This is a genomic window from Pasteurella oralis (genome assembly GCF_042681465.1).
GTDB lineage: Bacteria > Pseudomonadota > Gammaproteobacteria > Enterobacterales > Pasteurellaceae > Pasteurella > Pasteurella oralis.
Genome location: NZ_JBHUFP010000002.1, coordinates 32,177 through 47,432 on the forward strand (window position 1 = coordinate 32,177; position 15,256 = coordinate 47,432).

The 15,256-nt window shown below is 38.6% G+C and carries 9 protein-coding genes; 3 read left to right on the plus strand and 6 right to left on the minus strand.

What is annotated here, in order from left to right; translation table 11 throughout:
- Window positions 1-350: 350 nt before the first annotated feature.
- Window positions 351-1,679 (minus strand): ATP-dependent RNA helicase SrmB, encoded by a 1,329-nt coding sequence (srmB, locus tag ACFSAV_RS00885; RefSeq protein ID WP_379095296.1) that lies wholly within the window; start codon window positions 1,677-1,679, stop codon window positions 351-353.
- A gap of 111 nt (window positions 1,680-1,790) precedes the next feature.
- Here srmB and ACFSAV_RS00890 point away from each other — a divergent pair, with 111 nt between their 5' ends.
- Window positions 1,791-2,504, plus strand: a complete 714-nt coding sequence (locus tag ACFSAV_RS00890; RefSeq protein ID WP_379095161.1) for a tRNA1(Val) (adenine(37)-N6)-methyltransferase — start codon at window positions 1,791-1,793, stop codon at window positions 2,502-2,504.
- A 288-nt stretch (window positions 2,505-2,792) separates the two neighbouring features.
- Here the strand turns inward: ACFSAV_RS00890 and ppx are convergent, their stop codons facing one another.
- The 5 genes from ppx to ACFSAV_RS00915 form a co-directional block, all read right to left on the minus strand.
- A complete protein-coding gene (ppx, locus tag ACFSAV_RS00895; protein ID WP_379095164.1) occupies window positions 2,793-4,343 on the minus strand; it encodes an exopolyphosphatase in 1,551 nt (516 codons plus the stop codon).
- 8 nt (window positions 4,344-4,351) lie between these two features.
- Window positions 4,352-8,254 (minus strand): autotransporter assembly complex protein TamB, encoded by a 3,903-nt coding sequence (gene tamB, locus ACFSAV_RS00900; RefSeq protein WP_379095167.1) that lies wholly within the window; start codon window positions 8,252-8,254, stop codon window positions 4,352-4,354.
- 40 nt (window positions 8,255-8,294) lie between these two features.
- On the minus strand, window positions 8,295-10,055 hold the full coding sequence (gene tamA, locus ACFSAV_RS00905; RefSeq protein WP_379095170.1) for an autotransporter assembly complex protein TamA: 1,761 nt from the start codon (window positions 10,053-10,055) through the stop codon (window positions 8,295-8,297).
- Window positions 10,056-10,208: 153 nt separating this feature from the next.
- The gene (locus ACFSAV_RS00910; RefSeq protein WP_379095173.1) at window positions 10,209-10,838 is read right to left on the minus strand and encodes a response regulator; all 630 of its coding nucleotides are present in this window, start codon (window positions 10,836-10,838) and stop codon (window positions 10,209-10,211) included.
- Window positions 10,839-10,856: 18 nt separating this feature from the next.
- On the minus strand, window positions 10,857-13,373 hold the full coding sequence (locus tag ACFSAV_RS00915) for a class I adenylate cyclase (RefSeq protein ID WP_379095176.1): 2,517 nt from the start codon (window positions 13,371-13,373) through the stop codon (window positions 10,857-10,859).
- Window positions 13,374-13,525: 152 nt separating this feature from the next.
- On the opposite strand from ACFSAV_RS00915, the gene hemC reads away from it, so the two are divergent.
- Window positions 13,526-14,455 (plus strand): hydroxymethylbilane synthase, encoded by a 930-nt coding sequence (hemC, locus tag ACFSAV_RS00920; RefSeq protein ID WP_379095179.1) that lies wholly within the window; start codon window positions 13,526-13,528, stop codon window positions 14,453-14,455.
- Between the two features lie 18 nt (window positions 14,456-14,473).
- Window positions 14,474-15,220, plus strand: a complete 747-nt coding sequence (locus tag ACFSAV_RS00925; RefSeq protein WP_101776197.1) for a uroporphyrinogen-III synthase — start codon at window positions 14,474-14,476, stop codon at window positions 15,218-15,220.
- The last annotated feature ends 36 nt before the right edge of the window (window positions 15,221-15,256 follow it).

A 15,256-nucleotide genomic window follows, 5' to 3' on the forward strand; every position in this document is an offset into this window, starting at 1 on the left:
TTTAAGCTGCCTATACGGCAGTGACCAAAGAACTTGGCGGGTGGGAAACGATCGAAATTTTCTAAGCTGCCTATACGGCAGTGACCATATTGAACCAACAACAAAAATTAGCCGAGTATTTCTAAGCTGCCTATACGGCAGTGACCAGGATATTCAAAACTATCATGAATCTATTCATTTTCTAAGCTGCCTATACGGCAGTGACCTCTAGTAGTTTAATTCACATACCAGTATTCATCAAGTTTTAGCGCATTTTATACACAAAAACCCTTCTTTTAGATATAAAAATAACCCTTTGATCCTATTAGATAAAAAATCTGTTAAGAAAAAAGGGTTATTTTTAGGGTTGTTTATTCTGTTTTACTCGTTTGTCCACTCGGTTTACGACGTTTGCCAATATTTTTACTGTCCTTATGTCGTATTTTCACTTTTTTCTGTTGTGCTTGTTTTTGCTTTTCGTCTCGTTTTGCTTTAATCCGTGCTTTTTGCTTTTTGCTTACGGTCTTAATTTCACCATCTTTAGGGGCTTTAGTACGAGGTTCTAAGCCCTCAATAATACGCGCTTTCAATAATTCATCAGTATAACGTTTAACTTTACCTAATAATTTGTAATCATGTGCTTCAATAAAAGAAACCGCAATCCCCTTTTTCCCTGCTCGTGCAGTACGTCCAATACGGTGTAAATAAGTATCTGCGCTGTAAGGCAAATCAAAATTCATCACATGACTTACATCATCAATATCAATACCACGCGCCGCCACATCTGTTGCTACTAACACAGTAACTACACCATTTTTTAATTTATCAATTGCATTGTTACGTTGGGTTTGTGCCATTTCACCTTCTAAGTAAGCCGAACGAATCCCTCGTTTACGCAAAGTTTCTGATAACTCACGTGCTTCTTCACGACGACGTACAAATACAATGCCACGCGATACTTGCTCTTGTTCAATAAAACGTGCCAATAGTTTGACTTTATGTTCATGACTATCCGCATGATAGTACCATTGCTGAATTTTTTTACGCTCACGACGGCTTGGCTCGGCATCTACTTGCACAGGATCAGTTAATAAACGTTGCGCAAAATCGAGCAGCAATTCCCCTTCTAATGTGGCAGAAAAAAGTAATGTTTGTTTACGCCAACGAGTTTCTGCCGCAATCTTTTCTGCATCTTGCCCAAAGCCCATCTGCAACATACGATCTGCTTCATCAAAAATAAGAATTTCGACTGCGCGACAATCAAAGTTTTCCTCTTTAATGTATTGTAATAAACGTCCTGGTGTTGCAACAACGATATCTTGATTCTTATTAAACACTTCGCCATGATTTTGATAAGCAACGCCGCCTGTAATAGTCGCAATGCTTAGGTGAGTAAACGTTGCGAATATTTCTGCTTGTTCCGCTACTTGCATGGCTAACTCACGCGTTGGTGTTAAAATCAAAACACGTGGCGCGCCTGGTGCACGACGAGGATAATCTAATAAATGCTGAATTGCGGGTAATAGAAATGCCGCAGTCTTACCTGTGCCTGTTGGAGCGGAACCTAATATATCTAGTTGTTCCATTGCGGCAGGAATGGCTTGTTGTTGGATAGCTGTGGGGCGAGTATAGCCTTTTTGCTTCAATGCTTTAAGCAAAGCAGGATCGAGATCAAAATCGTCAAAATGTGCTAATGTCATGGTTTGTTGGTTTCTATTAATGAAAAATTGTGGCAGATTATAGCGTACTTTGTTCTTATCACGAAATGACGGCAAATTATACAGTAAGTGCGGTCTGTTTTAAGGAAATTTATGTCAGCTAAAAATAATGGCTTTACTTTCAAGCAATTTCATATTGATCATGATCGCTGCGCTATGAAAGTTGGCACAGATGGCATTTTATTAGGCGCTTGGGTAGAAGTACAACATGCTAAACATGTATTAGATCTTGGTACAGGCACAGGATTAATTGCCTTAATGTTGGCACAACGTAGTTCGGTTGCAAGCCATATTTGGGCGATTGAATTAGATCATGCGGCTTTTTTACAAGCACAAGCTAACATTAAACAATCCAAATGGTCAGCCAAGGTGAGTTTATTTGCTGAAGACGTAGCCGACTTTTGCCTCAATACAAAAGAAAAATTTGATTTAATTGTTACTAATCCCCCTTATTTTCCGCAAGGCGTTGCTTGTCGTACAGCACAACGTCATCTTGCGCGTTATACTCAAAAGCAAACACACGCAGATTGGCTTAATTTTGCCTCCCAATGCCTTGCTGAACAGGGTAAAATTAGTTTAGTACTTCCTTATGAGGCAGGCAAAACATTGCTAAAACAGACCGCACTTTATTGTACGCAATACTGCGAAGTCATCACTAAACATGGCAAATTGCCACAACGCTTACTGCTTACCTTCTCTCAACAACCTGAAATAACACAGCAAAGTCAAATAATGATTTACGATAAAAACAACCAATATCACCCTGATTTTGTCGCCCTTACTCGAGAATTTTATCTTAAATTTTAAATCATCTAAAAGTGGTGACTCAAAACTTATGGCGTGATACGCAAAGCGAAATTTTCTGAGCCATCTATACGACGTTTAACGGTAAGTTGTCCTGCTATTTAACTAATCCGAATTTCTAAGCCACCTATACGATGTTTAACACAATGAGCGGCAAACCAGGCAGATGGGGGAGTTTCTAAGCCATCTAGTAAGATAGTAAATATCATAATTGCACATACGAGCAAAGTAACATTAAACGAAAATCAGAATACGAATATAGATTTTCTACACTCTTTTTTATAGTGTATTTTAGCGGAAGCTGATTTCAAGACCAATGTCATTTAGTAAACGTTTTTCTGCTTTCAGTTCGTTATGGACTAATGGTGTATGTGGTAAATAGCCGTTAGCAAAAGTGAGCTGCCAATGAGTTAAAGTGCGGTCAGTTTTTAGCGAAATTTGTTCGGTTTTTTCGGTCGCTTGACGTGATTTATTGAGCATAATTGCTAAGCGGAGTAAGCGTACTAAAGCTAACACATCTTGTTCATGGTAGCGGGCAAATTTCGTTAAATCGCTTAGTTTGAATAAGTTAATTTGGTAACGCACTAAAGTGGTTAATAAACGTTGTTGTTCTTTATCGAAACCAGGAAGTTCGATATTTTGTAAGATGTATGCGGAATGTTTTTGCATACCCTTGTGATTAATCACAATCCCAACTTCATGTAGTCTTGCAGCCCACAGCAAAATTTCGCTCATTTCTTCTGCTAGCTCATGTTTTTGCCAGTTGGTGTATTGTGAGCAAAGTAATTTTGCGCTTTGGTAAACGCGTTCAGCTTGGGCTTGATCAATGGCAAATTGTTCTGCTAAACCAAAAGCAGTACGTTGGCGAATATTGGTGACTTGGAAATTTTTTTCCAGACTATACATGACACCTTCGCGTAGGGCTCCATCAGAATAACGCATTTGTTGAATGCCAAAAGTGTCAAATACTGCACTTAAAATCGCTAAACCGGGAACAAAGACATCAGCGCGTTCCTCAATCAGACCAGATAATTTGAGGACCCCAAAATGATTACTTTGTAACGTACGTTCAATAAGTTGATTAATACGTTGTGGGGTGATGATACCGTTAGGATCAATATTCGCCATAATCACTTGATAAACGGTTTTGATTGTGCCAGAAGAACCAAGCACGACATCCCAGCCTAAATTACGGTATTCAAAAGCTAAGTCTTCAATTTTCATTAATGCTGCTTGGCGAGCGTTGTTAAAGTGCTGTTGGCTAATTACACCATTTGGGAAAAATTGTTTAGCAAAGCTGACACAGCCCATGTGGCGACTTTCTGCCAACAACGGCGTGAAATTTTCACCAATAATCATTTCAGTAGAACCACCACCAATGTCGACTACTAATTTCTTGCCCATTTCAGGTTGAGTGTGTGACACACCAGCATAAATGGTTTTCGCTTCAGTTTTGCCTGTGATGATGTTAATTGGATAAGGAAAAACCGCTTTGGCTTGACGTAGAAATTCTTGATTGTTGACTGCGCGACGTAGGGTATAAGTGCCCACCACATTCACATTTTCAGGGGCAAAGCCGTGTAAGCGTTCGGCAAATAAGGCTAAACAATTGACACCACGTGTGATTGCTGCTTGGCTTAACACGTTGTTTTCATCCAAGCCTTCTGCTAATTGCACTTTTTGCTTTAAGCGTGACAGAATTTGAATAGAGCCATTCATAATACGGGCGACGATCATGTGAAAGCTATTTGAACCAAGATCGATTGCCGCTATTTCTCTGGCTTCAGTGCGCGGCAGAGGAGTCAGTGCGGTCACTTTTGCCATCAGATTTTCGTTATTCATGTTATTCCTTAAAATTCAAATTGATAGAGCAAATCAACGGCTTGTGTTACACCTGAAACCGATTGTAAATACAATTTTGGTAGTAAGCGGTAACGGACTGTAAATTCGGCTAAACCATCAAATAAGCCAACACCATACTTGACTTGTAAGCGTGGTGTAATATTACCGCTGACTACCACTTTTGAGCTGTCCCCTACTCCTTGTGTACCTAAATTGAGATCTTGAATACCAAAAGCCTGTCCTAAACCACCTATGGCTTTTCCGCTTTTCGCTAAACCAAGTCCTAATAGCGCAGCACCCATTGAGCCGCCAGAGCCTGCTTCGCCACTATTTTCTAGTGAACGACCTGTGAGTACATAGGAAAGGGCCTGATCCTGTGACATTCCCGGTTCTGAGAACACTTTAATTTCTGGGCTTTCAGCTAAACCGAGAACTTTAATACCTGCGATAATACCAGAGGTATCCATCGATTCTGGGTTGCGGATCGCCTCGATATTTAGCATTGGCTGTGAGGGTTGTCCAGAGAAGCTGATCATGCCTTTGCGGATCAAAAGATCTTGTCCGAAAGAAGCGTAGCGTCCATTGCTTAGATTGACTTGACCAAATAGTCCTAAATTACCTTTTTCTTGTTTGACGCTGAGTAAACCATGCAAATTCGTTTTTAATCCATAGGCATTAAGATAGACATCTCGTCCAATATTAATTTTTAAGTCAGAGAGAATTTCCATACCTGATTTGGTTTTGGCAGGTAAGTTGGCGCTAATTTTAGGTTTGGACTTACCATCTAAAATCACTTCATCCGCACTGACTGACACGACTGTTTCAGGCAAGTTTTCAATTTCGATTCTTGCCCATGGAATATCAATATTACCCGCTAATTCTAAACGTTTTGGGTTTGCTTTTACTTCAATATTTGGGCTGATTTTGAGTTTCGCTATGGCAGGAATATCGACTTTAAACTGATCTGCTTGGGCATGTAAACGTGAATTCCAATTGTCTAAATTTTGCCAGCTTGCTTCGCCATCTAAATTAAGGCGGCTATCTGGTGTTTGTAGATGACCACGCAGAGTAGAGCGGTTGCCAAGAAAATGTAATGCTATTCCACCCCCATTAATATCAAATGGTAGGGATTTCATTTTGGCAGTGAGGTTGTTAATGTTAAATTCGCCATTGAGATTTGGGGCAGTTAACGTGCCTGCAAATTTTAAGTTCGCAGTGATATCGCCATTAAGTTTTTCATTATTTGAAAGTAACTGGTTAATTAAATTTAAGTTGAGTTTATGGATAATTAATGCGCCACCTAATTGGCGTGCTTTAACTAAGTCTTTGATTTCTAAATTAGCGGTGATATTGCCTTGATCTTGTAATAATAAACTAGATTTAACGGCTAAATTATTATTTTGTAAGTCTGCATTTAACGTGAGTTTTGGCATGGCAAGCTTAAAGGTTCGATAATCAATTTTTTGTGCTAAAGATAAGTTATCGCCGTTAAGCTGCATTGTTAATTCAACGGGCTTATCAGTAAACCACGCTACTTTACCCTGGCTTTGTAGTTGTCCACTGAGGAGTTCTTGTTTAATAAATTGATTGACTAACGCCAAGTTGAATTTTTTCAGCTGGAAAGGCACTTCACCTGTTTTACCTACGCTGAAATTTTGTGGGAAACACAGTTCAATATTTGGGCTTTGCCAGCAATGGGCGTTAATATCTGTTTGTGTCATTTTATTGTCATAAGCCAAGGTGATATTTTGATTAGTATTCCACTGACCCACAAGAGATTGAATTACGACTTGGCTTAATGTGCCTTGCCAAACTTGTTCAGCACGATCAAAGCTGCCTTTGAGATTAAATTTCGGTGCAACAGGTGTGCCTTGTGAGTTGATACTCAGTTGGTGATCACTTTCATTACCAGTTAATGCCAATGTGGCATAATTGAGTTTCACGTCACCATAATTAAAGTTATCAACTTGAAAATCAAGCTGCCCTTGGCTTTGGTTTGCCAGATCTGCTTGACCTTTTAAGTGAATTTTATTGAGTTTAAGTTCATCAAATTTAATTTGATTGCCCATCAAATCAATATCAACGATAGGTTGAGTAATATTGCCCGTTAGATTGACCTTACCTTGTAGGCTTGCTGATAAATTAGGGATGAGACCACGTAAATCAGGCGCATTAATCGCTAAGTTAAGATCCGATTTTTTGCCTATTACGCCAGTCGCAGTGACATTATTAGTGCCATAAGTGAGTAATAGGTTAGGTGCTTTTAAAAGTGGGTTGCGAAATCCTGTTTCAGCACCAATACTGATGACACCTTTTAAAGTTAGAGGGCGATTGGATAAGGTTCCATGTAAATCTAATGCTGGAATATCAAACAAGGTCACTTGATCGCTGATGATACCCGTTGAAAATAAGTTACCAGACAGAATCGTCGGTAAGCCTGCGACATAATCACTGAGATTTAATTTATCAAGCTGTAAATCACTATACCATTGTAAGCCATCTTGCCAACCAATTTTACCTTGCATATTGGCAGTGCCTTTGAGTGTATCTACATGCAGTTGCTCAATTTCGATAAATTGTAGTTCGCCTTTTGCTTGTAAATTGAGTGCTGTTTTAGGCACATTCATACCTTGTGCAGTGGTATTAAGTTGTAATTGATAATTAAGTAAGTCACCGCTAATAGTTAAATTAAGTTGTGGTACTTGCAGGGGATCGGATTCAGCCGTGTCAAAAGGATAGCGGAAATCTTGAGCGGCTAATCTTAGCTCAAAAGGGGTCTTTGCTTGATTAAGTGCAACAAGTCCGTTTAGATTAGCATTGACTGCCCCTGTCGTTTCTAGTGAAAGTGCGGTCTGTTTTTTCAAATTTCCCGAAAGAACTAAATTAAGCAGGCTTTCTGGTAAAAGCGTGTTGTCATTTTGTGTTAGATGATGGATATGGCTTTTTAGTACGAATTCAATTGGAAAATTTTGGTTGAGTTGCAGCTCGCCATGTCCTTGTATATCAGCTAAAGAACTTTGGATATTGAGCTGATGTAATTTTACTGTATGGCCTATTGCCTCAGCTTGTAGCTGAACTTGAGGAATATCAATTTGTTGATGTTGATCCTCATTGAGATATTGATATTGCCAATTTTTACCTTGAATCTCTTTTAGTTGAATATTAAAAGGTAGATCCACCTGTTCTAGTTTTGCCAGTAATGGTGGTGTTAAACTTTGTTCGATTTTTGCCCAGTCAATTGGTTGTTTTTCTTGTACTGGTTTACTTATAACGTCTTTTTCTGCTTGTGCAATGATTTTAACGAGAAGTGTATCAATAGTTGTTGGTTCAAGGACGAGTCCAGATTCATTTGTTAAGCTAACCGCAGTTTGAAAGCGCGTTAAATCGATGCTGTTACCATCTAATACCAGACGTAATTGATCGACTAACAAGTTGTCGATTTGCACTGAAACTGGCAAATCAATACGCCGCATTGGAGTAGAGGTCTTGTCTTTTTTGCTTTCAGAGGTCGGCAAAAGCGCAGTGTTTACTTGAATATGCGGTTCATGCAAACTGATATCATTTAGGCAAATATGTAAATTCCATAAACAAGCAAAATCCAATTGTAAGCGTGCTTGAGTGAGCTGTGTTGTTACACCAGCTGATTCAAAACGAACATTATTGAGGACTAACCCCTCTTGTAAGCCCCCTTCAATTTGTGCAATAGACAAACTATCTAGTGATTTATCTGCGAGCTGAATGAGCCAGCGCTGACCAGTACTGGTTGCAAGTAACATCACTAACAGCAAAATGAGCAAAATAATGACCGCACTTACTGTACATAACAGTCGGCGCCAAAGCGGTTTTTTCGCTTTGGAGGCTGCTGGAGTGGTTGCATGATTTGTCTTTTCTGTGTCTATTTGCTCTGTCATTTTGTTGTCCGCTGAATATCCTGAAATCGTTTATTGCTAGTTACAGTTCTGCACCAAGTCCAATATAAAATTGAATATTTTTGCTGTTGTCTTTATCGCGTATTGGGGTAGCAATATCAAATTTGATTGCACCAACAGGTGATGTCCAACGCACTCCCATACCTGCACCATAGCGTAATTCTTTTGCGCTAAACATATTAGCTGCAAGTCCTGTATCGGCAAAAGTGGCTAGCCACCAATCAGGGTAAACTTGATATTGGTATTCAAGACTACCAGTTAAAAGACGTGAACCACCGACTAATTTGTTATTTGCATTTTTAGGCGCAATTTTTTTGTAACCATAACCACGGACACTACGATCACCTCCTGCAAAAAATCGCAGCGCTGGTGGGATACGTTTAATATCTTTAGTATGTAACCAACCTAGCTCAAGGCGAGTGACAACACGATGGTTGTGTAAGTAGGTGCGAACCCATAGACTAGAACCTTGTATTTTGAAGAAATCCACATCAGATAGCCACCAAGTGCGACCTAAATCCACAGTGATATTTTGTGCATCCCCCCAAGTTGGGAATAAACCACCTTGTAGGCGAGTACGTCTGAGTGATGCGGTTGGATAAACTAGGAGAGTTTTATCTTTGACATTGGCTTGAATAAAAGAGTCGTAACGAACGCGTAAACCAAATGAATGTTGCCAACCTGCTGCATGATTCCAATAACGGATTGCAGAAAAAGTTGAAGCAAAGGATTCAGTATCATTTTTATTTTCATTCTCAAAACCCGTTGATAGCTCATAGTAATAATTTAACGGGTTTTTAAGTAACGGCATTTTATAAGTTGCCTCTAGGGTTTGTTTCGGTGCTGAAACATATAAATTTGTTCGGAAGCTATGACCTCGATTATTAATCCAAGGTTTAGTCCAACCTAATTGTAAACGTGGTCCCACATCTGATGCCCAGCCAATTCCCACTTCCATACTATTTTTTTTACGTGGTTGGAGTAAAACATCGACATTAACAATTTTATTGTCTTCATCTAAATCAGGCTGTAATAAAACAGAACTAAACCAGTTTGAGGAAGTATAGTTATTAGTTAACGTAGAGAGATCATTAATTAGGTAAGGATCACCTTTTTTAATGTTGATCATATTACGTAGATAATCTTCACGTATTTGAGCATTTTCGAACGTGACTTCACCAAAATGATAACGCTCGCCGCTATCATAGATTAAACGCCACCATGCTTGTAAAGTAGAAGGCATGACTTCGAGGCGAGATAATAAGAAATCACCATCAAAATAACCGCGGCTGATAGCTAACTTTTGTAGGCTATTTTTATAATCATCGTAAGTTTCGTGGTTGAGGATGGTACCTGCTGGAGGTAAATTTTTAGCTAATTTAGCGAATTCGGGATCTTGTTTAGCTTCGCCTTCAATTTTGACATCTGTTGCTGCAATTTTTACAGGTTTACCGATGGTGACATGCGCAATGAGTATCTCTTTTGCTGGTGGTGAGGGAGGTTTGGTGAGTTGAAAATCAATTTGGTTTTGATAATAGCCGTATGCACGTAAGCCTTTATCAATAGCTTCTCGTACTAATTGTTTGTGGCGTTCTGAACCATCGGCTTCTTCTTTGTCAATCATAGCGGTATAAAGGCGCACATTGTCATTTAATTGGGTATTTTTGATGCCTTGTATTTGTAAATTGATTTGTGCAAAGGAAGAAGGTGTGCTTAATATTATCGCACTTAATATGGCTACTTTAGTCGTAAACCATGCCGTTGTATTCCTTAATAATTTCATAAGTTCCCCAAATCAAAAATTACTTTAGTGTACCTGTTAAACAGCGGCTTTGGCAACGCAAAGTGCGGTAGTTTTTTTGAAAATTTTAGCAAATTTTTTTATAAAAAAAGCCAATCATGAAAAATAATTGGCTTTTTCAAATAGAAGGAAGAATTATAACCCTTTATGTTCAAAATAAAGGACTGTTGCAGCTACGCGTGAATGAACATTGAGCTTACGTAATAGATTACGGATATGTACTTTAACGGTTTCTTCAGAGATGAATAATTGACCTGCAATTTGTTTATTCGATAAGCCTGTGGCAATTAAGCGTAGCACATCCATTTCACGATCGGTTAATGAATACATTGGATCTGTTGCAGTTTGACGTTCAAGCAGGGCATCTTTAATCGAATCGCTTAAGATGATCTCGCCTTGAGCAATACGTTTAATTTGGCTTAATAGTGCATCAGGTTCAGTATCTTTTAATAAGTATCCATCAGCACCAGCGTCAATTAACGTGAAAATATCGCTTTTGAGATCTGATACAGTTAAGATTAAAATACGTGCGTCAATACCTTCTGCGCGTAAAGCTTTTAAGGTATCTAAACCAGATAATCCTTTCATATTGAGATCAAGAATGATCAGATCAGGTTGGGTTTGTAATGCTAATGTAATACCTTCACTGCCGCTACCTGCATCAGCGACGACTTCAAAATCATCTTCTAGTTCCATAAGTTGTTTGATTCCTCGACGCATCAATGGATGATCATCGATAATCAAGACTTTTGTTTTTTCTAACATGTAACCCCCAGTGTGTGGTTATGACATTGCTAATCGGCTGTGGAATGGGACAATTTTAATTCCATTTTGTTGTGATAGTAACTGATAAAATTGTGGATAGTTAAAATCGCGCTGCACAATTTTATACGGATTATTATTTTCATCCAAGCCTGAAGACTGATAAATATGATTAATCTCAAGGATTTTTTGTTCTTTCTGTCCATCGCAATTGCGGTAAATTTCAATTCGATTGGCTTCATCTAAAATGTAAACATTAAACGATCCATCTGAATTATCTTCAAAGAAAAATTGCAAAAAGCCTTCACTAGCAAAATGATCGATTTCAGGTGGATAGCTACGCGAATGGTCAGGTAGTGCGATTTCTTTTTCTTCTATTTCAGTTTGTAGTGCGGTATCAAATTCTGTTGTTTCAACAACAGTATTATTATGGATTTCTTGTAAGCTGATTCCTCTTTCTTCAAAGAAAAATTGCCAGTTTTTACCTGCGACACGTAACAAATTATTTTGGGGGGGTAAGCTAGTACCAATTTGAATACTAATACAGCGATTAATTAAGGCGGTCACGATATTCCGCAAGGTTTTGCGATAGCGTTGACTATAACAAAATACTTGTACAAATTTAGGTGAGGGTGCGCCCCGATGAATTTTATTCGATAGTACTTTAAGCGCTAATAAAATCGCGTTAGGACCTTCAAAATGTAAGGTGCGTATTTCATTCCATAAATTACGGTAAGTGATATCAATACTTCCCACTAAGCTTTCTTCTTTTGGACCAAAACTAAATAAATCGCTTGCTTGAATACGTGTTTTCGCTTGTTTAATTTGTTTAGTTGGGTCAACAGTGAGGTTTACTGCGACAATTAAACTGCGAATTTCACAAGAATGTGCTAGATTTTCGTTAGTAGCAGATGACACTGTTGCAGGAAAAGAAAGACGTAAGTCAGTAACAAAGTTGCGCAAAGTGGTTAAAGACACATTTTGACTAATAATATGTAAATTAGTATTGGCAGTTAAAATGCGATTAAAATAAGCCCATGCTACGAGTTTATTTAAACTTTTACTGTATTCGGTATAACGTTTTTGAACAAAACCTTTTACATTTGGCGTTTGGTTGATTACATACCATCCATCTTTGAAGGTTTTGTTATTTTTCACTTCAAAAAATAAGAGATTTTTCTCCGATAAATCCATTGAAATTTGCGGATTAAGTAGTGTGATTTTGCCCGGTAATTCTTCAAAAGCAGTATAAAGCTTGCGTGTTAAAACACTAATATCTTGCGGCATGATACTTGAGTTCACTTTATGCTTACGCGCAAATGTCACTAAGTTGCGATAACTTAACATTAAGAATTTGATCAGGCTGTTATGTGCTTTTTTAACTTGTTTGATTTTCCAGTGCGCACGTTGATTAAGATCGTTGATTAAAGCATCGGACCAATCCCATTCTTTAACTAATTTTTGTAAATATTGGATACGCCAATTTGTCTTGGTTTCAGGTGCTTGCCAATCAACCCCTTCAGTGGCTTTAAGATAAACACTGCGGCGTACAAAGCCAAGCCGCTTAAGTTCATTATGTGCAGTTAAATAGCGAGTTGCGCGTTGTAACATCGCTAAGTAAGGATCAAAATTGTGACTCGGATTGAGTTTGCCAGTGAGTAATTCTTCTTTAAATTCACGAGCAATTAAATAGGTATTAGGATACTCAGAGGAATAGGTTTCTAATAACAAGATTTTGATAACTGATTTATAGGGCGCATCAATTCCTTTGTAGAGTTGCCATAAACTGGCTCCAAAATACTCGTTGGCAGAAAATTGTCCAAGCCCACCAAAATCAACCCAATCTCGCAAATTAATTTGTTGCGTTTTACTTAAGTGTTCAACTTCGCTTTCATAGCGTTCTTCTCTTTCGACTAATAAATGTTGCCAGAGTAATGGTTTTCCAGCTAAACGAATCGCTGAACGATAAAATTCATCTAATAACAACATGTATTGTGCTGAACCACAGTTTTCGGCTGTGAGTGGTTCTGCATAACGGAAACAACGGAAGCGTTGTTGATCAATTAAATAAAAATTTACTTCAACGCCAAGTTGCATCGCCCATTGTTCGATAAGTGTGGCTTTTTTTTGTAAGGCTTCTTTTTCTGCCAAACTTAGCTCTTCACGATGACACACCCAAGTATCTAGATCTGATGCTTCTGTTTGTGAGATTGAAGCAATACTCCCCATTACATAAACACCTAAAATAGCATTAAAGCCGCGGTATGAAAAAGATGGAATAAGAGGTTGGTTGAGATCCAAATTAGGGACAGTTTGCGTGAGGTATTGTTTTTGATAATGAGAAAGTTCAAAGTCAACAATCCCAGCCGGTGCGTCAGCGACATAACCCGGTACGTTAGGATGATTAATATGTAATAACAACGTAAGTAGTTGAAAGACATGCTGAAATTCATTTGAAGATCCAGATAATGCTCGTTCAATACGTAGATTATCTAAATATTCAACTTTTTTCTTCGCACTAAAGAGATCGTAATTCAAATAATATCCCACTAATTTATGCTGCGATTTACTTTGCCCCGCTACTCTAACATCTGGTCTAAATTAAAGCAAAAAATTTAAATGGAAACTGACATTTAAACGGAACAATGATAGGATAAGAGCAGATTATTATGCCTAAAATGGTTGTGATGATGACAAAAAAACTCTTAAAAATCGCCACTCGTCAAAGCCCACTTGCGTTATGGCAAGCGAATTATGTCAAAGCACGTTTACAACAGATTCATGCTGATTTACAGGTTGAATTAGTGCCAATGGTGACTAAAGGTGATGTGATTTTAGATACGCCGTTAGCAAAAATTGGTGGTAAAGGGCTTTTTGTGAAAGAGCTTGAAACCGCGTTGCTGAATGGTGAAGCGGATATTGCAGTCCATTCAATGAAAGATGTCCCAATGTACTTCCCTGAAGGGCTTGGTTTGAGCGTTATTTGTCAACGTGAAGATCCAAGAGATGTATTTGTATCAAATTCATACCGTACTTTGCTGGAATTACCACAAGGTGCTGTTGTCGGGACTTCTAGTCTACGTCGCCAATGTCAATTAAAACAATTACGTCCTGATTTACAAATTCATTCATTGCGTGGCAATGTTGGTACACGTTTAGCTAAGCTAGATAATGGTGAATATGATGCGATTATTTTAGCTGCGGCAGGTTTGATTCGTCTGGGTTTAGAACAGCGAATGACTTCTTTTATTGAAACAGAACAATGTTTACCCGCCGTAGGGCAGGGTGCAGTAGGAATTGAATGCCGTATGGATGATCATGACGTTCAACAGCTGCTTGCGCCTTTGGCGGATATGGAAACCACTTATTGCGTACTAGCTGAAAGAGCAATGAATATGCATTTGCAGGGTGGTTGCCAAGTACCGATTGCAGGTTATGCGATTTTGACACAAGGACAGCTTTATTTACGTGCATTAGTAGGGGAATTGGATGGCTCTACTATCATGCGTGCTGAAGGTAAAAGTGCGGTCGAAAATGCCGAAATTTTGGGTATTCAAATTGCCGAACAGCTTTTACAGCAAGGTGCTGATAAAATTTTGCACAAACTTTATTCAGAATAAGGAAAGGAAGAATAAACAATGGCAGTATTAGTCACTCGCCCCGATGAGCGTGGGGCACAATTAGCGGAAATGTTGATTCAAGCAGGTGTATTTGCAATTCATTTGCCATTATTTACGATTGAAGCTGGCCGAGAATTAAATGCATTGCCGCATAAATTTTCACAATTAAAAGCGGGTGACTATGTTTTTGCTGTTTCGAAACATGCTGTTGATTATGCAACGCAAACTTTTAAAAATACGGGTTTTTCTTGGCGTCATGAGTTGCTGTATTTCGCGGTTGGACAGCGTACAGCTGAATATTTTGCAAGTCAAATAGAACATGCAATTTTTTATCCACAACAGCAAGAAACCAGTGAAGGGTTACTTGAATTAGCTTTGATGCAAGATATTGCAGACAAGCATATATTGATTTTGCGTGGTAATGGTGGACGCGAATATTTTTCTGAGCAAGCACAATTGCGTGGGGCAAAAGTGGATACGCTAGAATGTTATCAGCGTGTGCCGATTGAGTATAACAATGCAGAACAAATGAGTATTTGTAAACGTGCGGGTATTCAGAGGATTGTCGCAACCAGTGCAGAAATTTTGCACTATCTTGTGGATTTTGTACCAGAAAGCGAACATAATTGGTTAAAAAGTTGCCAGCTCGTGACGGTGAGTCAGCGTCTTGCGAATTTAGCACATAATTTAGGGTGGCAAGATATTGTAGTTTCGCCGCGTGCAGATAATCAGCATTTACTACAAACATTATTATGTTCAAGCTGATTTGCTTTGAATTCTAATTATCATAAGGGAAATGGG

Excerpts from the sequence above, each read along its gene's own strand:
- ACFSAV_RS00910 (WP_379095173.1), bottom strand. The coding sequence starts at position 10,838 with ATGTTAGAAAAAACAAAAGTCTTGATTATCGATGATCATCCATTGATG.
- tamB (WP_379095167.1), bottom strand. The coding sequence starts at position 8,254 with ATGACAGAGCAAATAGACACAGAAAAGACAAATCATGCAACCACTCCA.
- ppx (WP_379095164.1), bottom strand. The coding sequence starts at position 4,343 with ATGAATAACGAAAATCTGATGGCAAAAGTGACCGCACTGACTCCTCTG.
- srmB (WP_379095296.1), bottom strand. The coding sequence starts at position 1,679 with ATGACATTAGCACATTTTGACGATTTTGATCTCGATCCTGCTTTGCTT.
- tamA (WP_379095170.1), bottom strand. The coding sequence starts at position 10,055 with ATGAAATTATTAAGGAATACAACGGCATGGTTTACGACTAAAGTAGCC.
- ACFSAV_RS00925 (WP_101776197.1), top strand. The coding sequence starts at position 14,474 with ATGGCAGTATTAGTCACTCGCCCCGATGAGCGTGGGGCACAATTAGCG.
- ACFSAV_RS00890 (WP_379095161.1), top strand. The coding sequence starts at position 1,791 with ATGTCAGCTAAAAATAATGGCTTTACTTTCAAGCAATTTCATATTGAT.
- hemC (WP_379095179.1), top strand. The coding sequence starts at position 13,526 with ATGACAAAAAAACTCTTAAAAATCGCCACTCGTCAAAGCCCACTTGCG.